Below are 18,906 nucleotides of genomic sequence, written 5' to 3' on the forward strand. Positions count from 1 at the left end.
ACAGAAAGCGCCCAGCCACGGGGCGGCTGGGCGCTAATGATAGCTGATTACCAACAACAGTTGACAAAGAGCCTTTTTTTATTTGACGAAAAAAAGCCGACCATCAAAAGATGGTCGACTTTGTCCAACGTCAATGACGTTAGTTTTTGATTACATATGGATAGCAAAGCTAGGAGTGTAGTATGCAGTACTCTTAACAGATGCTGGGTCACCATAGGTGTGGGCACCAATATATTGGCCACCGCCTAAGTAAATTGCAACGTGATAAGGTGCACTATCAGAACCCCAGAATACTAAATCGCCAGCTTGTGCTTGGCTAAATGAAACATGGGCGCCAAGCGTCGTTTGTGCGTATGTGGTCCGACCGATTTGACGACCAGCCATCGCAAAGGCTTTTTGTGTAAATGCTGAACAATCTAAGACTTCGTAAGGTGTCCCTACTAAAGTATAAGCAGCTGAGATTGCTGAGCTAGCACTAACGTTAGTTGTTGCAACCCGTGCACTACGAGTATAAGTCGTGTTTGTGGTTGAAGCTTGACTTGCTGAGCTAGTTGAAGCTGGTGAAGTCGAAGCAACAGAGCTTTGGCTAGCTTGGCTAACAACGTTTGAACCTTGTGAAACAGAAGCAGCGCTTGAAGCTACGCTACTGCTTGCACTAGCAGTTGACGTGCTTGATTGAACTGCGGCACTTGATGAGACGACACTGCTTGAAGCTGCTTCGCTCATGCTACTTGCACTAGTAACAGATGAGCTGGTAGCAACTGCACTGGTTGCTTGGCTACTTGTTGAAGTAGCAGCACTCGTTGACTTAACACTGCTTGCACTAGCAGGAGTTGTCGTCTTTGAGTTGTCAGAAGTCTTAACACCAGGGATGTTAATCTTTTGGCCAGCGACGATTAAATCGGCGCTACCTAATTTATTTTCTTTAACAATTTGATCGATTGAAACGTGATACTTTTGTGAATATGCCCAAACCGTGTCCCCAGATTTGATAGTCATTGAATCTGCGTTCGCAACTGCTTGGCTGGTTACCATTAAACCGGCTAATGCAGCAGTACCTAACATAACTTGCTTAATATTTACTTTTTTCATTTTAATGATGATCACTCCAAGAAGAATGTCACGCATATGTACTTCAAGCCAATACCTATGATACTCAATAAGTGTTACATGCAAGTACCAACAAAATAACAATATGTTACGAAAGTTACAGAACCTTAACAATATACCACAAACGTAACATTGATTTTTTTAAATCCCGGTTTGACGGCATTTTAAAGCCATCAATAATTCAGCACTTTCGCTATTCTTTCGAAACTTTTTTAAAAAAAGTTTAAAAATACGTATATAAAATAAAAGGAAGCGCTTGATTGAATCTTGCACCTCCCTAATTTGGTTATATTTCTCGATGACGATGATGGGTTCGGGGCAATCCTAGTAACCAGCGGATATCATTACCCGTAAAGTTTAATTTCAAAAATTCAGTCTGACTTGCTTGCGCATACATCGTTGCGAGCACTTCATTATCAAGTGCGACAACGCGTTTGGCAATCTCTTCATCAAATAAATACATTAGGGTCGCTTCCGAAATTTTACTAACCGTAAAAATCTCATTGGCATTTTCAAATAAGGCTTCTTTTGAACGCTGTAACTGAACTTGCTTAAAATTATCGTAGGCCCGATTGAGCACCTGTTCTGCTTCAGTCATCAATACAGTTGTTTCGGCCATAATGGCACCCCCTTGAATAACCTCATTCTAACGGGTAACGTGTCAGATAGCCACAGCTTACCGTCGATTTGTTCAAAAATTTGTTATACTGGTCACAGTTATGGAGGAAATTAACTTGACGAATTCTGATGAACGCTACTACCAACCAAATGATATTAAAGATGCCCTTCAAACCATCCAAAAATTGTTCAATTCATACACGAGTGCCCCACTGACACCTGAGCTGTTGGCTTACCACCAGAAATTAGTTCACCAATTAGAAACGAACCTGCTCCCGCTCGCGCAGCAAGCCCAAGACAAACTGCGTTGTGACCAAATCGACAGCATGATTGCTGTCATGCAAGATTGGACCAAGTTACGCCTAAGCGGTCAGATTTTTAATGGTAAGATGCAACACTTCAAGTTTGTCAGCAAAAATCAGCCGCAATTTAAACGCCGCGTCCATAAAATTCGTGGTGGGCAGAATCATCGTGCGAGTCGACATTAGGTTAAGGCTTGCAAGCGCTCAATTTTGCGGTATACTAATTATTGTACTTGGGCCTTTAGCTCAGTTGGGAGAGCGCCTGCTTCGCATGTAGGAGGTCGTCGGTTCAAATCCGGTAAGGTCCATTAATTATCCAAATGATTGTCAGCTGACGAACTCGTCAGCTTTTTTTGTATCTTCGCTACTTGTTGTCCCCAGACCTATATAGGCTTATAATTTGTGTATTCAAAAGGGTTAGACAGGGGAATTATGATGACTAAAGAAACTAACGACGAACTCGTTAAAACATTAACGGATCAGCTCAGTGCCGCTTATTCTGCCGCCAAAGCCGCAGATGACGTCGCCATGCAAAAGTTGCTATTAGCGAATGCGACGGATTTAAATAACGAGAAGCCTTACTTGGATGTTATTACCAATTTGACACACGACATCTCAACCTATTACGTCCACAATCACCAAGTACCAGAACCGGTCATGGCAATTTATCGGGAACTACAAGCCGATGTTAAAGCCGGTAAGATCGACGCCGACGAAATGCGCAAGCGTAATATAGCGGCCGGCTTGATCTTCGCACCAATTATGTTTGGTAACATTGGCGGTCATTAAATCGCTTTCATTTTCAACATAAAAGACACACTGGTCACGATGATTAAAGCCACCGTGACCATTTTAGATTGTCGCCAACTTTAGTGGTACTATTTTGATAAAGCAGCGTAATTAAACTGACGAGGAGACAAAATTATGGCAAACCGCTATTTACATAACGTCCAGGGATTATTTGACACGATTGCCCCCAACTATGATCGCATGAACAATATTATTAGTTTGGGTACCCATCGGCACTGGCGAAAACAAACGATGGCTCAGATTCAGCTCGCACCGAACGCCCAGGCGCTTGATCTATGTTGTGGCACTGGCGATTGGACAATTGCAATTGCACAAGAACTTGATCACACGGGGGAAGTCATTGGTTTCGATTTTTCTGCACCAATGCTAAAAATCGCACAACAGAAAGTTAGTCAGGCAAAACTGGCTGATCGCGTTTGGCTCAGACGGGGCAACGCCATGCACTTGCCTTTCAAAGATAACAGTTTTGATCTGGTCACGATTGGCTTCGGCTTACGTAATTTACCGGATAAGCCACGAGCTTTGGCTGAAATTTATCGCGTCTTAAAACCTGGTGCCCAACTGGTTTGTTTAGAGACGTCACAACCCGACCAACCACTAATTAAGCCAGTTTGGCAATGGTATTTCACTAAAGTGGTGCCACTATTCGGCCGACTTTTCGCTCATCAATATCAAGAGTATTCCTATTTGCAAGAAACCACGCGCCACTTTGTCAGCTATCGTCAACTAGTTGGGTTATTTGAACAAGCTGGCTTTAAAAGCGTTCACTATACACGCTTCAATTTTGGTGCAGCCGCGGCCCATTTTGGCACGAAACCGGATGCCGCCAATGACTAAACTAGCTGATCTGAATACTTGCTTAGCCTGGTTAACCCAACCAGCTGCACCGTTATCACCTGTCGATGGCCTAGTCTTATGTGGCAACAGCCTGCCGCTGACCGCACAACTGGCGGCGCGACTAGCTAACGAACAAGCACTTGCAACAATCATCATTGCTGGCGGCATTGGTCACGCAACCAAGTATTTGCGTGAAAATATGGGCATCATTAGCACGCTCAGTGAAGCAGAATTAATGACCGACTTAGTACGACAAGCTGGCTATCAAGGCGAAATTCTGCAAGACCAGACTTCCACCAACACTGGCGAAAATGCTGCCAATGCTTTAGCGTTAGCACCAACTAGCTGGCATCACGTGATGATTGTTCAAGACCCGCTATTGGCATTACGTAGCCAGCTAACCTTTGAAAAAGTATGGGGCGCCGCATATCAATTCACACGCATACTACCGCCTGCATTTCAATTGACGCAACTTGATCCGGTCGAATTCGGGTTGAACCGGGCTTTCCACAACGCTTGGTCAACCACCTATTTTACTGAATTATTACTCGGTGAAGTTCAACGATTACAAGATAACGTCCAAGGCTATGGTCCACATGGCACTGGCTTTATCCGTCATGTAACTATTCCTGCACCGGTACTGACTGCCTATCAACACTTATTGGCACAAGGCTTAACCCGTAAACGTTAACTTAAATAAAGAAGGAATCATAACAGCAATTTAGCCTGGTTATGATTCCTTCTTTATTAGTCCTTAAAATATTTCTGGATATAATTTTTCAAGCACTTCCGCCAATTGCCGCCCCGCTACTTGTGAGCCAGCCAAATCCAAATGAACGCCATCCGTCGTACTTGGTTCCCAATCGGCCGTCTCAATTAATTGAACGGTCATAAATTCTGGCACGACTGTCCGAATAACACGATCAAATCGTTGATTAAACGGCACCATCACTGCAATGCGACTGTTCGGGTACAAGCGCTGAACTTGATTAATGAACTGTTTTAACAACGCCGTGAAACTGGTTGCGGATTCCAAGCCATCATTCGTCCCAACATTAAGTACCACAACATCCGTGGCCGCTGGTTGCCAGGCAGTTTGGCGATCAATCGCCGTGAGCACATTGGGTAACGGTGGTACCCCACCTCGGCCCGGCTTATTAATGCCCACCGCACTGTAAGCGATGCGAACATTTCGGGCATTCAATAACTCACTGGCAATCGCCGCATAATTAGCTTCGCCACGATAATCTCTGGCGGGACTTTTACCAGCCACCCAGCAACCAGCTGTAATCGAGTCACCAATAAAAGTCAGGCTGTGTTTTCCTGGCTTAACGGCTTGTAAGCTGCCATCCGTTTGAAGCGCCTCGACTGCAAAACCACTGGTCCCATCCCAAACCGGATCTAAATCCGTGTTGCCACTCATGACCACTCGAATCACATGTGGTCGCCCATCTAAGGTTAACCGAAATGGCATTGTCTTGACTGGCACACGCTGATACGGTAAACCATCAATTTGAATCGCGACCCAGGCACTTGCCGTCGCGGCCAAATCTAACAAGCTGATCATGACATAGCTTGCCTGTTTAACTTGAAACCAAAATTCAGCGCCTAAATTGGTACTAAACATGACAGGGGTATTTTTAAGCGTTTTTTGCGCCCAACGCCCCTGAAAATAAGCCGGCATAATCGCATTATTTGCCGCTGTTACTTGATAGTTCATTCAATCACTCCATTAAATTTCAATCTAATGCCATAAACTTGATACCGATCAATTTCTAATCAAGGACTAGCCTATATACTAAACTCATCAAATCAAATAAGGAGTCCTTAAAATGAAATTGCAACAATTCTTAACAAAACATACGAACCAAATTACCTTAATCACTGGTATTCTCATTGCACTCGGTTTTCTCAGCAAATACGCGCTTGATTATACCCTCGGCTATCAAGTTATCCTAGCTGTGGCTTCCATCATCGCGGTCGTGCCAATTGCCGTCCGTGCTTGGAGCGCGCTGATCAACAAAGTTTTCAGTATTGAACTCTTAGTTAGCATCGCAGTCATCGGTGCTTTCATTATTGGTGAATTCAACGAATCTGCCATCGTCACTTTCCTATTCTTGTTCGGCTCATACCTCGAAAGCAAAACGTTACAAAAGACTCGGAATGCGATCAAAGGGTTAACGGACTTATCCCCAACCACTGCGACCTTGGTCACTGATAGTGGCACAGAAGAAGTCGACGTCGATGATGTTGACGAAGGCGATGTGGTCTTAGTCAAAACGGGTAGCCAAGTCCCTGTCGATGGGACGGTTGTTGAAGGTAATGGCTACATTAACGAAGCGTCCATCACTGGGGAATCCCGTCAAATCAACAAGAATCTCGATGACCAAGTTTTCTCAGGTACCATCGTTGAAAACGGCTATTTGAAAATTAAAGCGACTCAAGTTGGTGACGACACCACTTTTGCCAAAATTATCGAACTAGTTGAAGAAGCCCAAGACACGAAGTCGAAGGCTGAAAAATTCATTGATCGTTTCGCGCAATATTATACGCCTGCAGTCCTCGTTTTAGCAGCTTTAGTGTTCGTCTTCTCCCGTGACTTCCGATTAGCCATCACCGTCCTAGTGCTTGGTTGCCCTGGTGCTTTGGTAATCGGCGCGCCAGTATCAAACGTGGCCGGTATTGGGAATGGTGCCAAGCGCGGCATTCTCATCAAAGGTGGCGAAGTGATTGATACCTTTGCCAAAGTCGATACCTTAGTTTTCGATAAGACTGGGACTTTAACAGAAGGTAACACGGCCGTCTCCAGTTTCAAAGCCTACACTGACAATCAAGATCAACTATTGAATTTAGCTGCCACCGTGGAAGGTGTTTCAGACCATCCACTCGGTAAAGCCATCATCGACTACGCTGGTAGCCACGCTAAAGCCAGCGCAACGCTTAATTTGGACAATACCGAAACCGTTAAGGGCCAAGGCATCTGTGCTGAAGTCAACCAATCTCAGATCGTCATTGGTAACCAAAAAATGTTGACGGCTCATGATATTAGCCTCTCAACAGACCAAACGCATGATTTAAATGACATGCAACAAGCTGGTAAATCAACCGTTATCATGGCAATCGACGGCGTTGTTCAACTCATTTTCGGTATCTCTGACACGGTTCGTCCAAATGTCAAAGACTCACTTGCTGCGCTAAAAGCCCAAGGAATCAAGCGACTAGTCATGTTAACTGGTGATAACGAATTGACTGCGGACGCCGTTGCCCGTGAACTCAACATTGATGAAGTTCACGCCAACCTGTTGCCAGAAGAAAAGGTCGATTACGTTAAACAGCTCAAAGCTGACGGCAATACGGTTGCCTTCATCGGCGATGGTATCAACGATAGTCCCTCAATCGCCAACGCCGACATTGGGATTGCCATGGGCAGCGGCACTGACGTTGCCATCGACACCTCCGATGTGGTCTTGATGCAATCTAGTTTCCCAGCTCTAGTTCACGCCCACGGCTTGGCTAAGAAGACTGTTTTGAACACACGTGAAAACATCTTCATCGCCATTGCGACCGTTGCTTTCTTACTGATTGGCTTAATCTTCGGTTACATCTACATGGCCAGCGGTATGTTCGTCCATGAAGCTAGCATCTTAGTTGTCATCTTCAACGCGATGCGCTTAATCAACTTCCGGACTAAATTTGATAAGACCCGTCAAGAACCCGTTCAACATACTGCCACCACAACTGCTTAACTTAATCAGTCATACGAAATGGCCGCCCTCAAAATTGAGAGCGGTCATTTTGGTTATGCTTTTATCAATTCAATCACTCGTGGATCCTTTTCAATCATTTCCAACAACCGACTCGCACTACGATTGGGACTTGCCTTACCACTTTCCCAAGCCTCTACGGTTCGAAAAGAAATTGATAAGTAGCTTGCCAGAACCCGCTGCGTCATATGATTAGTCTCGCGAATTCTTTTAATATCGACGGCATTAAATCTGGGCGCAGGCTTAACAGTTACAGTATGTGAGGTAACCATTGACTCATCACCATCAAGGTACGCCTTAGCCTGCGCGATACTTTGTGCCAATTCATTTGTTTCTCTTTCCATGATGATCACTTTTCCTTTCAAATGCTAAGATCAAAGCCTTGATCAATCCTTTTTCCCGATTAGAAAGTGTTGCTCGCTTATTTTTGGGATAAACCTTTCACGGCCTAAATTTATACGATTAGACCGTAGTTGTCAATTAATAAAGTTTCAACTTATTGACGCTAATAAACTCACTCGCATTGTCGGCACGAACAAAATAGTTGCTTCTATATACCTAGGGGGGTATATTAATAACAGTTAATCAAGCTAACTTGGAGGGAATATTATGATTAAAGAAATTCATGATCAAGATTTTGCTAAGGAAACGGATACTGGAATTGCAGTTGTCGACTTTCGTGCCGACTGGTGTCCGCCATGTAAGATGATGGACCCTATTTTACAATCACTGTCAGAGGACCCTGCCTACAAGGATAAAGTTAACTTTGTTTCATTAAATGTCGACAATGACCAAGAAGTTGCGAGTCAGTTCCAAGTTCAAGGGATTCCAACCTTTTTGATCAAGAAGGACGGTCAAGTGATCAGTCATATGGTTGGTGCTCGGCCAAAGTCTAACTTCGAAATTGAACTTAAGAAAGCTGTGGACTAAGATGGCTGCCGGTGAACCGCACTACGTCACCAGTAAACAAATTACCACGCGTCTCAAGCGTTCGGCTGGTCAATTAGATGGGGTCTTACGGATGATGGACGAAGATCGTCCATGTAACGACGTCCTCGTTCAGTTATCCGCTGTCAAATCGAGTATCGACAAGGCCATGAAACTAGTTATCGCTCGCAATATTAGTAATTGTGTCGATAACATGGCGGACGTAGATGTCGAAAACTTAGAACAGTCGTTAGATTTATTGTTAAAAACGAAATAAATACAAAATCGACTGTAACATCAGTCGCTAAATTATCGCTGGCTATGGAAATTCGTTTCCATGGCCAGCTTTTGAGTTAACAATGACTAATTCTAACTATTTTTGCACGATAATATATCTACCTAACTTAGTCTGACCAAATTTCAACTAATTGACTGGCTGTCCACGCTTTAAAATTGAATCCGCTTTCTAAACTAGTTATAATTCGGCCAACAAGATTAGAGGTGAGTCTCATGTAAAAGGGCAGATTACTCGGAGATTATTTAACGTGCCTGCCATTTTATTTGATTGTCTTTTACATGACAACCGCAGCCCCGTCTGGCGTATTTCACTTAAAATGGCACTTTTTCAATATATTACTGACCGTTTCTTATTTAGTTTACCCATTAACCTTGCAACTATTACCAATACTACGAAAGCCTTTCCTCCTGATGACTTCTTTATCGACTCGTGCAACCCAAAAATCTCAGTTAAAAAGTTGGTCGTTTAATAATTGGCAAAACAATTGGGATCGGGACAGCTTTATTAAACAAAATGCTGAATTTCACGCTGCCCAACGAGATAATATTATGAATGTCTTTTTGCTCGGTATCGAAAGTGGACTCATCATGCTATTTTCCATTCCGATTATTCTCATCGCTAGTATTATTTTAAAATTAAGAAAACATAAAAGTGATGCTAATCAGCAGCGGTGGTCATCACTTCGATTGATAAGCATCTAATTTTTTACACTAAAATAGCCGACGTGTGACCATCAAAAAAATGGTCACACATCGGCTGTTTTGCATAAAACAACATTTTAAAAATTAAATAGTCTTACTCAGCACGATACGAAAAGCCAAGCTTATTTATCGTCCCAATTACCTTTTTTCCAATCATCATGGGCCCAACTGTCCTGATCCCAATCATCTTCTTTAGATTTGGTTTTAGGCGTCTCAGTCGGATGCTGCTTTGCTCGGCGTAGCAAAACTGCCGTTGAAATTATGGTAACAAACCCCGTTGCCAGGATGAAGACGACCGTCCAAATAATGATATCGCTAATTGACATTGTTGTTTTCCCCCAGTTTTGTTAGCGCTAGTATAGCGCAACTCGTTTGCAAAACCAACTTTTGTCCAGTAATCATCAAAAAGCGACCTGAGATTAGCTCACTGGCCGCTCTCAAGTCGCTGATTTTAAAACTAGTCATGATTAATCTTCATCGTCATCGTCTTCTTCATCCAAGCCAGTCCGAGCCTCATTGCCCAAGAAAGCTTGTAAGTGTCGAATATTACGATTATTGCTGCCCTGGTAGCCCACTAACCAGGCAGCCAATGCTGGGCGTTCTTCTTTTTCGGCCAACTTGATGGCGCGATCAACGAATAAGTTTTCCGTATCGAAATCCTTGATTGTCGCTGTAACCATTGTGTCGGCATCGTTGTACTTGAAAGCACCGTTCTCTTCCAACATTGAATACTTCGTTAATTCGGCCGTCGTCGAAGAGGGTTTCTGGGCCTCATCCAACAATAGGTCTGCTAAATCGGCAAAATTCCGCGTATTCAAAGTAATTAACCGATCGTATTCGGTCCGTAACCCAAACGAATTGGCACCTTTAACGTACCATTTAGCTTGATTCAATTTGACGTATTCAACCATCAAGTTTGATAAAATATGGTTCGTCATTGCCCCGGCAGTTGGGGTGTGATGGTCGATATCACTTTGCTTTAATTCTGCTGCATATTGATCTTCAATTGTTAATTCACTCATTAGGGTCCTCCTCTATTTGACCTTGACGCTTTGAACGTCGTAGCCCAAACCAGTCACAACAGCCGTTAATTTATCCGCGTCGGTGACGCCTTCGTCAAAATTCGTCTTAACTTTGCTAGCGTTAAATAAGACTTTGACGTTTTCCACGCCGCTCTGATTCTCCAACGCTTTTTCAATTTTCGTCATACATGATGGGCAGGTTAAGGTTCCTAATTGCATTGTTGCTTTTGCCATAATAATTACCTCCGCTTAATTTAAATCTGATTGATTGACACTAGTTTACTTGGAAAAACCTGACTTGAACTTGACCGCCATCAAGAAATGGCAACTTTTTCAGCTTTAACTTTAATTTGTTTAACTGCATAGCCTAATTCGGTTACGACCCCAGCTAACGTCTCGGCAGTGGTCGCCGCATCATCAAAATCAACTTTAACCTTGCTAGCATTGAACAAAACTTTAACCGTCTGCACACCAGGCTGCTTTTCCAATGCTTTTTGAATCTTAGTCATGCATGATGGGCAAGTCAACGTATCTAATTGCATAATCGCTTTAGTCATTTTAATTACCTCCGTTAGTCGATTACTTATTTGATGGGTCTATCATAACGGGAATTTATTGATAAGAACTTGATCGCCGTCAAGAAATAAAAGCTTTTTTCGTTATATGATAATGATGTTCAAAAGAGTTAGTGTATTGCCGCCTTCCGGGTGGGCCAGATGATGCTGGAACGCGGCGGGCACGTTTGTGAGCCAAAATGCGGTCTCACAAGCGGCCTTTGACTAGGTCGCCGAAAAACCACCGCCGACCAAGTCAAATTTCGCCACTGAGCATCATCTGGCCCGCCCTCACGGCTATATAGTGCATTTATTTTTCCTATATACGGTTTGATTGTCCAGTAATGTGTCACGAATCAGCACTCATGCTAACTTTGCTGAATTTAAGCTGATCACTGGCAGTCCGACTATCGTGTCAGTGACCACAATTAAAATAGCAGTCATATAGGTAAGCATTTAAACCCAACTAACTCAAAATTCTGATATAGTTATGTTGAAATATAAGGGAGGTTATTGCCATGGCAACACATGCGACTCATGAATGCGTTCAGCTAGTACCCATTTTTCAAGAACTCGCCGCTGATCAACTTGATACCATCGAATCCATTGTGCAACATCATCACTATCAACCGGGGGAAACGTTGTTTAACGCGGATGATCCACTGGATACGTTAATGATTGTTTCAGGCGGACAAGCAAAAGTTTATCAATTAGCAGCTAATGGTCGGGAGCAATTATTATATTTATTACAAACTGGGGATATTGATGGCGAAGCGGCTCTCTTTGAAAACAAGCGACGGACGTCCTATGGGGAAGCACTCGTACCGACGGATGTTTGCAGCATTCGTCGCGAAGATTTTCAAAAATTAATGCAAAAATATCCAAGTATTAGCATTAATGTGCTCAACGTCTTCGGGAAACGACTGACACAGTTGGAACGGCAGACAACTAGCACTGCAACCGAATCCGTTGAAGCCCGCTTAGCTAATTACCTCACCGAAACGGCGGCATCACTCAACGTTACCGCTTTTAAATTACCTTTAAAGAAAAAAGACCTCGCTACCTTTTTAGGCACGACGCCAGAAACGATTAGTCGCAAATTGACCCGTTTTGAACAGGCCGGGTTGATTACACAAAAAGCTGGTAAGGTTATTCAAATCAACGACGCTGATCAACTCTTACTCGTCGAATGATTTTCATGTTGGCCGGGCGAAACCTCGGCCTTTTTTTGCGCGCTCAATTTTAATCTACGTTATAATTAAGACTGTATTAGAAAATTAATCGAGGAGTGGATTTAATGGCAACAATCAATCAAGCAGCAGTTAAAAAAGATCTCTATGACGCCGTCAACGGTGACTGGCTCAAGACCGCCGAAATCCCTGACGATCATGCATCAACCGGTGGCTTTATGGACTTAGTTGATGCGATTGAAAAAACGTTAATGCACGATTTTGATGCCATGGCTGCGGGAGAAACCGAACCAAGCGACCCACAGCTAGCCGAATTCATTAAATTTTACCAACTAACCAAAGATTTTAAGCAACGCGATGCCGCCGGTGCCAAACCGATTTTGCCTTGTTTGAAACAAATTGACAGCCTGAGTGACTTTGCTGATTTGCAGCAACGGATGCCCGACTGGATCTACGATGGCTTACCACTGCCATTCAGCTTAGACGTTGACGCCGACATGAAGAATACTAAAGTCAACGCCCTTTTTGCTCAGGCACCCGGAACCATTTTGCCGGACAAAACGTACTATGACGAAGGCAACGAAGCTGGGCCAAAGCTCTTAGCGGTCTACGGTCAAATGATGACGCAATTGTTGCAAAAAACTGGTTATAGCGAAGCTGAGGCGCAACAAATTGTTGATGATACACTGAAATTTGACCGCTTGATTGTGCCTTGGGTCAAGAGTGCCGAAGAAGCGGCCGATTACAGTAAAATGTATAATCCACGCGACTTCAAGGACTTTGCCAATGACAGCAAGTACCTCGATTTAGCTGCCATTACTTACTCCGTTATCAATGGCAATCCAGAAATTGTTATTTTACCAGAACCAGCTTTCTTTGATCACTTCAATGAAGTCATTAATCCCGAAAACTTTGACATGATGAAAAATTGGATGAAGGCTAAACTCGTTCAACGGTTGAGTGGCTATTTGAGTGATGACATGCGCACCCTTGGCACCACCTATTCACGGACGTTATCTGGGCAAAAAGAACCGCGCAATCAAGCTAAAAGTGCTTACTATTTAGCCAGCGGCACCTTTGATCAAGTTGTTGGTCTTTATTACGGCCACAAGTATTTTGGTGAAGCAGCTAAGGCCGATGTTCATCAAATGGTCGAAAAGATGATTGGCGTTTATAAGCGTCGTCTGGAAGCTAACACTTGGCTTAGCGCGGATACTCGTGCCAAAGCGATCACCAAATTGAATAACCTTGGCATCCAAGTCGGTTACCCTGACAAGTTGGAAGCCGTTTACACGAAGTTCCATACCCTATCCGCTGCCGATGGCGGGAGTGTTTTGAGCAACGCACTGGCCTTTGGGCGCATTGCGCGTAAAGACATGTTTGCTAAGTGGGATCAGCCAACCGACCGGACCCGTTGGGAAATGAGCGCTGACACGGTCAATGCTTATTACCACCCATTTATGAATATCATCGTATTCCCGGCCGCCATTTTACAAGCACCATTTTATAGTTTGGAACAGTCTTCCAGCGCGAACTACGGTGGGATTGGCGCAGTTATTGCGCATGAAATCTCGCACGCGTTCGATAACAATGGGGCCTTGTTTGATGAATTTGGGAACTTGCATAACTGGTGGACCGAAGCCGATTCTGCCCACTTCAAGGAACTCGCCAAATCAATGATTACTGAATTTGACGGACTTGACTTTGCTGGCGCCAAAGTTAACGGGACCTTAACCGTCTCTGAAAACATTGCCGACGCTGGTGGCTTAAGCTGTGCTGAAGAAGCGGCCAAAAGTGAACCTGATGTTGATTTGAGTGCGTTCTTCACCAACTGGGCCATGGTTTGGCGGATGAAAGCCACGAAACAATACATGCAGTTGCTCCTCTCAATTGACGTTCATGCACCAGCCAAGTTACGTGCCAACGTTCAACCAAAGAATTTAGATGATTTCTATACTACCTTTGACATTACCGCGGCAGATCCAATGTATCTCGCACCGGATCAACGCGTTAAAATCTGGTAGTTAAAAACTGATTACCGAGGCGTCTGGTATTTGCCAGACGTTTTTTAGTTGAAACAGGAAAAAGGAAGGAGAAGCATGCCAAAACTAGAAAAGTATCATCCAATCCTGACACCACATTACACGTTTGACTGGCTAACAAAATCACGGGTTAAAGACGTTTTTACGTTGACGGAACAAACCCAGCCGACCGCGCAACCAACAATCTTAAGTACCGCCGACGAAATCAACCAAACCATGCGCGACATTTTCCACGATAAAAAATTGATCTGGGGTATCACTGACCGCAAAACCGATCAGTTGATTGGTCGCGCTGGCTTTGAACTGCTCGACTTTGTCAATCACACGGCAACCCTAACTGTGACGCTCCTGCCAGCACAGCTGCAACTTACCATCTTAACTGAAATCTATGAACGCTTAGTCGCTTTTGGGCGCCATGAATTGGCACTCACGACTTTAACGGTCGCTTTACCACAGGCTTATCCGCAACTGACCGACCTGTTAACAACGCTAAAGTTCACCAAAGTGACCACGACCACATTCACATTAAACGCCTGATTTCGTTTCAATTAGACTCACTTTCACAAGGAAGTGAGCCTTTTTTTGTTAATGATTGCGCTTTCAGCGAGCAACCTTTATAATGAATCTATGACATGCCATCAACTATTTTTATAAGAAAACATCAAAATAGTTAACCGTAGCTATTGCTGGTAAATCAGCGTTTAGTTATCAAATGATTAATGAATGAAATCACTTTTAATGTTTTTTTGGTTGCGTTTTCTTTTTAATTTAGTACAATTAAGTTGTTATCAAATTCATTTCAAACAATCTCATTTGTGAAAAACCGTACATTAATTAAGGAGTGTTTTAAGATGAAAGTTATCGTTATTGGATGTACCCATGCCGGCACCGCTGCGGTGAATCAAATTTTTGCGTCAAACCCTGACACTGAGGTCACAATCTACGAAAGAAATGACAATGTTTCCTTTCTTTCCTGTGGGATTGCACTCTATTTAGGCGGGCAAGTTGCCGATCCTCAAGGCCTTTTCTACTCAAGTCCAGAAAAATTGGCTGAACTAGGCGCCACGGTTCAGATGGAACATGATGTCACTAATATTGATACCGACCAACATACCGTTACCGTTAAAGATTTAGCTAGTGGCGAAGTTAAAACCGATCATTACGATAAATTAATTATGACGACCGGTTCATGGCCAGTGATTCCACCAATTGACGGTATCGACAATCCTAACGTTTACCTTTGCAAAAATTGGGGCCATGCTCAAAAATTATGGACCGACGCTAAGGATGCGAAACGAGTTATCGTCATCGGCGGTGGTTATATCGGGACTGAATTAGTGGAAGCCTACCAACGTCAAGGCAAGGAAGTCACTTTAATTGATGGCTTACCACGCATTTTAAACAAATATTTAGATCAAAATTACACCGATCGAATCGAAAAAGATTTTACTAGCCATGGCATTAAAATGGCCCTTGGTCAGATGGTCAAAGGCTTCAGCGGCGATGGTGATGAAGTCACTGTCACTACCGACAAAGGCAGCTATACTGCAGATATGGCGATTCTATGCGTTGGCTTCCGTCCTAACACTGGCTTGCTAAAAGGCAAAGTTGAGATGAATGCGAATGGGTCAATCAAGACCAACGACTACATGCAGACTTCTGACCCCGATATTTATGGTGCCGGTGATTCAGTTGCGGTTCACTATAACCCAACCCATAAAGATGCTTATATTCCGTTAGCAACTAATGCGGTTCGCCAAGGAACCTTGGTCGGCATGAATATTTTCAAGCCAACTCGGAAATACATGGGAACCCAATCGACATCCGGTTTAATGTTATTTGGTAAAACCATTGTTTCTTCTGGGATGACCTTGGAACATGCTAAAGCTGAAGGCGTTCCAGCAGCATCTGTAACCGTTGAAGACAATTATCGGCCAGAATTCATGCCAACAACGACCCCTGTCTTGATGCAATTAGTTTACAATCCAGAAACACGCGTCATTTTAGGTGCCCAATTCATGAGTGACTACGATGTTTCGCAATCAGCCAACACCATTTCTGTGCTGATTCAAAACAACAATACGATTGATGATTTAGGCTTCGTCGACATGTTCTTCCAACCAATCTATGATCGCCCATTCAACTACTTGAACATTCTCGGCCAAGCCGCAATTGCGCAAGAAGCTAACAAGGTCACTGAATAATTAGAAATCGTTTCAAAAAAATAAAGCCACCCATCAGTAAATGCTGAAGGGTGGCTTTTTGATGACGCTAACTTAAAAGGTTACAAGTACCAAAAGGAGCATGACAACTAATACGGTCGCAACTGTCTCCACGCAAAACTTAATCGCTGCAGGTTGGGGCTGATCACATCGGTCGTGATGGTGGCGTTACATCGGCTGGTTTTTGGCCGACGTTACCCCACGGACGGTCTGGGACACTTTCGCTTTTGAAAGGGTTCCGGGCGAGGGCCAAGACGTCCCTGGCTTGGACCGGTCCCACGACCGCATGTGATCAGCCCCAACCGGAAGTAAGAACTGTTATGAACATAAGTCATCGTTAATCCCAATATCAACGATGCTAACTTGGGGCATTCGAGAGCGTCCAAGTAATCTTCCCAGAATATGCCCCAGGTGTTGCAGCGGCATTTGTTTCAAATAACAAACCTGTGTCTTTGGTCCATTTTCCCATCACGTCGTACTCATCCGTATCACTGGTACTCTTGTGACTATCAATCACCGTACCAGACCCATTGATAACGGTCGCTTGGTCGCCGTTTTTGTAAACGACTTGGCCGGGTAACTTACGGCCATCTTCATTCGTAAAGGCGCCGGCACTCGCTTGTAACTGCCAACTGGAATCTTTGCCCCGTTCATCCGTAACGACTAAGGCCCAGTCATCTTCACGCGCAGCCGTCTGTGCTTGACCATCTAACGTAATGGCTGAAAACTTACTGGTGGCGGCAACCGTCTTGAAGCCTAGTGCGCCACTCGTGACATGAATCGTCACCGTCGTCGTTGTTGACGTATTTTCATCTTCATCCATCACATAAACTTCAAGCGTATTGTCGCCAACTTTTAGTTGATCAGCTTTCAGTTTTAAGCTCAGTACACCAGACTCATCGTCATCGCTCATTTTAAAAGGTTCAAGATCCGACCCGTTCAATTTAGAATAAACCGTGATCCAACTATTGGATAGTTGTTCAGAACCTTCGCCTAAAACGAGCCCGTTGATTTGAAGGTCTTGTCCCTTATCAATCGTGTAATTAGTTTTCGGAATGTATAACGTGATCTTTTGATCAACTGTCACGAGATAATCCGGCGCGGTGGTCTTCGCCTCGTATTTTTCATTGCCAAACACGGCCTCAGTTGCGGTTGTTTGCGTATTAATCTTGACCGCGTCTGCTTGACCCGTTAGTTTAATCGTTGCCGTTGGATTGCTAGCAAATAACGGATAAGCGAGTGAATACTCGACGCTTTCGGCGCCAGCTTCAGGCGCTTGCAGGATCTGTGTTTTACCGTCCGCGTAGGTGATGCTAGCCTCACTAAACGTGACTGCCTTTGGCAAATCAAGTTTCGCCGTAATGCGGTCCCAGTCAATATGACCATCAAGATAATTGACGTTATAAGTGTATTCCAACTCATCTTTCGCTTTGACCTTACTGCCAGTCGTCACGTCACGATTTTTGGTTTTATCGTAAACTTTCACGTCGGCAGCCACGTCGATATTCAGCTGCGAAATTTTCTCGAAAACAACTAAACTGTTCCCAGCGTTACTCCCATTGGTCCCGACAAAGCCCCAACGAACCAAGCCGTCAGCACTATGAAATTGAGACGTATCAATCACTTCGCTCCGGGTAATTGGATTAGCGTTGGCCGACCCATCAGGATTAACGTCATTCAACGTATAAGTCATCGTTTGGCTGGCAGCATCCCATTTCAACACTAAATGGTGCCAAGTCGCATCCGTTAAACTCAGACTTGGGACTGGATTCGTGTGGGCTTGCGTAAAAAGATAGCGATCAGCCCATAATAATTGGGTGACTTTTTTATTGATATACGTATCCGCTAAGCCCGGGTAACCGGTCGCCATATGTTGCCCCTTGATCCCAACGTCAAAGGCGCTCCCGCTGCCGGCATCACTATACGAGCTGGACGTATTTGAATACGTATCAAATTCTAAGGCCCAACTATTCTGAATCGCTGTTGCGGCAATCTCACCAGAATCCGTTCGTGATTTATCATCATCAACGCCCCAGACGCCCATCGTTTCACCAATAATGTTCTGATTAGTAAAACTAGACGCTGCCGCGGTGCCATTCGGATCATTTTGCATCACAAAGGCTAAGCCGTCCCCAGCCTTACTTTTGGAATCCCCGAAATATAACCACATTGATAACGTGGTATCTTTATTTAAATCAATACGGTTATCATCGCTCGACCAAACGCCACCCATTTGACGCTTGGCACTATTAATCTGAACTGCTTCCGTATTCGGCGACGACGGATTGGTCACCGTTTGAATCGAAGCGGCATTGGTCACACCGTCGGCAAATGTGCCGGGCAAGGTAAATAATTTGTCTAATTGATCGAGTCCACTCGGCGCAGTGGTAATTGGCGCCGCCGCTAACGGATCGGTATCTGCGGCTTGGACACGCATCACGGTAGCCGCTAAGCCCACCATAATCATTAATCCGGCTAATAATCCTGTTGTTAGTCGCTTGCGCATCGC

General features: G+C 44.1%; 21 protein-coding genes and 1 tRNA gene. 13 read left to right on the plus strand and 9 right to left on the minus strand.

Annotation, left to right across the window (positions count from 1 at the left end; genetic code table 11):
* Positions 1-150: 150 nt before the first annotated feature.
* Entirely contained in the window at positions 151-1,092 is a 942-nt protein-coding gene (locus FFM74_RS08115) for a C40 family peptidase (protein ID WP_223877197.1), read from the minus strand.
* Positions 1,093-1,396: 304 nt separating this feature from the next.
* Positions 1,397-1,729 carry a hypothetical protein gene (locus tag FFM74_RS08120; protein WP_137626131.1) on the minus strand — a complete coding sequence of 111 codons (333 nt, stop codon included), beginning with the start codon at positions 1,727-1,729 and terminating at the stop codon, positions 1,397-1,399.
* Between the two features lie 115 nt (positions 1,730-1,844).
* Here FFM74_RS08120 and FFM74_RS08125 point away from each other — a divergent pair, with 115 nt between their 5' ends.
* From FFM74_RS08125 to FFM74_RS08145, 5 genes are all read left to right on the plus strand, one after another.
* Positions 1,845-2,216, plus strand: coding sequence for a hypothetical protein (locus FFM74_RS08125; protein WP_137626132.1), 372 nt, complete (start codon positions 1,845-1,847; stop codon positions 2,214-2,216).
* A 49-nt stretch (positions 2,217-2,265) separates the two neighbouring features.
* Positions 2,266-2,338, plus strand: a tRNA-Ala gene (locus FFM74_RS08130).
* Positions 2,339-2,465: 127 nt separating this feature from the next.
* Positions 2,466-2,819, plus strand: coding sequence for a bacteriocin immunity family protein (locus FFM74_RS08135; protein WP_171000688.1), 354 nt, complete (start codon positions 2,466-2,468; stop codon positions 2,817-2,819).
* A gap of 135 nt (positions 2,820-2,954) precedes the next feature.
* The gene (locus FFM74_RS08140) at positions 2,955-3,677 is read left to right on the plus strand and encodes a demethylmenaquinone methyltransferase (protein ID WP_137626134.1); all 723 of its coding nucleotides are present in this window, start codon (positions 2,955-2,957) and stop codon (positions 3,675-3,677) included.
* Entirely contained in the window at positions 3,670-4,368 is a 699-nt protein-coding gene (locus FFM74_RS08145) for an ElyC/SanA/YdcF family protein (protein WP_137626135.1), read from the plus strand. The genes FFM74_RS08140 and FFM74_RS08145 overlap by 8 nt, the downstream gene beginning before the upstream one ends.
* A 63-nt stretch (positions 4,369-4,431) precedes the next feature.
* Here the strand turns inward: FFM74_RS08145 and FFM74_RS08150 are convergent, their stop codons facing one another.
* On the minus strand, positions 4,432-5,397 hold the full coding sequence (locus tag FFM74_RS08150) for an SGNH/GDSL hydrolase family protein (protein WP_137626136.1): 966 nt from the start codon (positions 5,395-5,397) through the stop codon (positions 4,432-4,434).
* Between the two features lie 112 nt (positions 5,398-5,509).
* On the opposite strand from FFM74_RS08150, the gene FFM74_RS08155 reads away from it, so the two are divergent.
* Positions 5,510-7,423: a heavy metal translocating P-type ATPase gene (locus FFM74_RS08155; RefSeq protein ID WP_137626137.1), complete on the plus strand. Its 1,914-nt coding sequence runs from the start codon at positions 5,510-5,512 to the stop codon at positions 7,421-7,423.
* 53 nt (positions 7,424-7,476) lie between these two features.
* Here the strand turns inward: FFM74_RS08155 and FFM74_RS08160 are convergent, their stop codons facing one another.
* Positions 7,477-7,785, minus strand: coding sequence for a helix-turn-helix domain-containing protein (locus tag FFM74_RS08160; RefSeq protein WP_137626138.1), 309 nt, complete (start codon positions 7,783-7,785; stop codon positions 7,477-7,479).
* 265 nt (positions 7,786-8,050) lie between these two features.
* On the opposite strand from FFM74_RS08160, the gene FFM74_RS08165 reads away from it, so the two are divergent.
* The 3 genes from FFM74_RS08165 to FFM74_RS08175 all read left to right on the plus strand — a co-directional run bounded on the left by FFM74_RS08165 (position 8,051) and on the right by FFM74_RS08175 (position 9,367).
* The gene (locus tag FFM74_RS08165) at positions 8,051-8,371 is read left to right on the plus strand and encodes a thioredoxin family protein (protein WP_137626139.1); all 321 of its coding nucleotides are present in this window, start codon (positions 8,051-8,053) and stop codon (positions 8,369-8,371) included.
* A gap of 1 nt (position 8,372) precedes the next feature.
* On the plus strand, positions 8,373-8,645 hold the full coding sequence (locus FFM74_RS08170; RefSeq protein ID WP_137626140.1) for a metal-sensitive transcriptional regulator: 273 nt from the start codon (positions 8,373-8,375) through the stop codon (positions 8,643-8,645).
* Between the two features lie 299 nt (positions 8,646-8,944).
* On the plus strand, positions 8,945-9,367 hold the full coding sequence (locus FFM74_RS08175; RefSeq protein WP_137626141.1) for a hypothetical protein: 423 nt from the start codon (positions 8,945-8,947) through the stop codon (positions 9,365-9,367).
* Between the two features lie 122 nt (positions 9,368-9,489).
* Here FFM74_RS08175 and FFM74_RS08180 read toward each other — a convergent pair whose 3' ends face one another.
* The 4 genes from FFM74_RS08180 to FFM74_RS08195 form a co-directional block, all read right to left on the minus strand.
* Positions 9,490-9,693, minus strand: a complete 204-nt coding sequence (locus FFM74_RS08180) for a hypothetical protein (RefSeq protein WP_137626142.1) — start codon at positions 9,691-9,693, stop codon at positions 9,490-9,492.
* 141 nt (positions 9,694-9,834) lie between these two features.
* Positions 9,835-10,389, minus strand: coding sequence for a Dps family protein (locus FFM74_RS08185; protein ID WP_137626143.1), 555 nt, complete (start codon positions 10,387-10,389; stop codon positions 9,835-9,837).
* A 12-nt stretch (positions 10,390-10,401) separates the two neighbouring features.
* Positions 10,402-10,623, minus strand: coding sequence for a heavy-metal-associated domain-containing protein (locus FFM74_RS08190; RefSeq protein ID WP_171000689.1), 222 nt, complete (start codon positions 10,621-10,623; stop codon positions 10,402-10,404).
* A gap of 80 nt (positions 10,624-10,703) precedes the next feature.
* Complete coding sequence (locus FFM74_RS08195) at positions 10,704-10,946, minus strand: heavy-metal-associated domain-containing protein (protein ID WP_137626145.1); 243 nt, start codon at positions 10,944-10,946, stop codon at positions 10,704-10,706.
* A gap of 515 nt (positions 10,947-11,461) precedes the next feature.
* Here FFM74_RS08195 and FFM74_RS08200 point away from each other — a divergent pair.
* The 4 genes from FFM74_RS08200 (at position 11,462) to FFM74_RS08215 (ending at position 16,379) form a co-directional block, all read left to right on the plus strand.
* On the plus strand, positions 11,462-12,136 hold the full coding sequence (locus FFM74_RS08200) for a Crp/Fnr family transcriptional regulator (RefSeq protein WP_137626146.1): 675 nt from the start codon (positions 11,462-11,464) through the stop codon (positions 12,134-12,136).
* 104 nt (positions 12,137-12,240) lie between these two features.
* The gene (locus FFM74_RS08205; protein WP_137626147.1) at positions 12,241-14,157 is read left to right on the plus strand and encodes a M13 family metallopeptidase; all 1,917 of its coding nucleotides are present in this window, start codon (positions 12,241-12,243) and stop codon (positions 14,155-14,157) included.
* A gap of 75 nt (positions 14,158-14,232) precedes the next feature.
* Complete coding sequence (locus FFM74_RS08210; RefSeq protein ID WP_137626148.1) at positions 14,233-14,712, plus strand: GNAT family N-acetyltransferase; 480 nt, start codon at positions 14,233-14,235, stop codon at positions 14,710-14,712.
* 314 nt (positions 14,713-15,026) lie between these two features.
* A complete protein-coding gene (locus tag FFM74_RS08215) occupies positions 15,027-16,379 on the plus strand; it encodes an FAD-dependent oxidoreductase (protein WP_137626149.1) in 1,353 nt (450 codons plus the stop codon).
* A 376-nt stretch (positions 16,380-16,755) separates the two neighbouring features.
* Here FFM74_RS08215 and FFM74_RS08220 read toward each other — a convergent pair whose 3' ends face one another.
* Positions 16,756-18,903 carry a WxL domain-containing protein gene (locus tag FFM74_RS08220; protein ID WP_223877198.1) on the minus strand — a complete coding sequence of 716 codons (2,148 nt, stop codon included), beginning with the start codon at positions 18,901-18,903 and terminating at the stop codon, positions 16,756-16,758.
* Positions 18,904-18,906 lie beyond the last annotated feature (3 nt).

Origin of the sequence: Lactiplantibacillus pingfangensis, assembly GCF_005404945.1 — a bacterium.
GTDB lineage: Bacteria > Bacillota > Bacilli > Lactobacillales > Lactobacillaceae > Lactiplantibacillus > Lactiplantibacillus pingfangensis.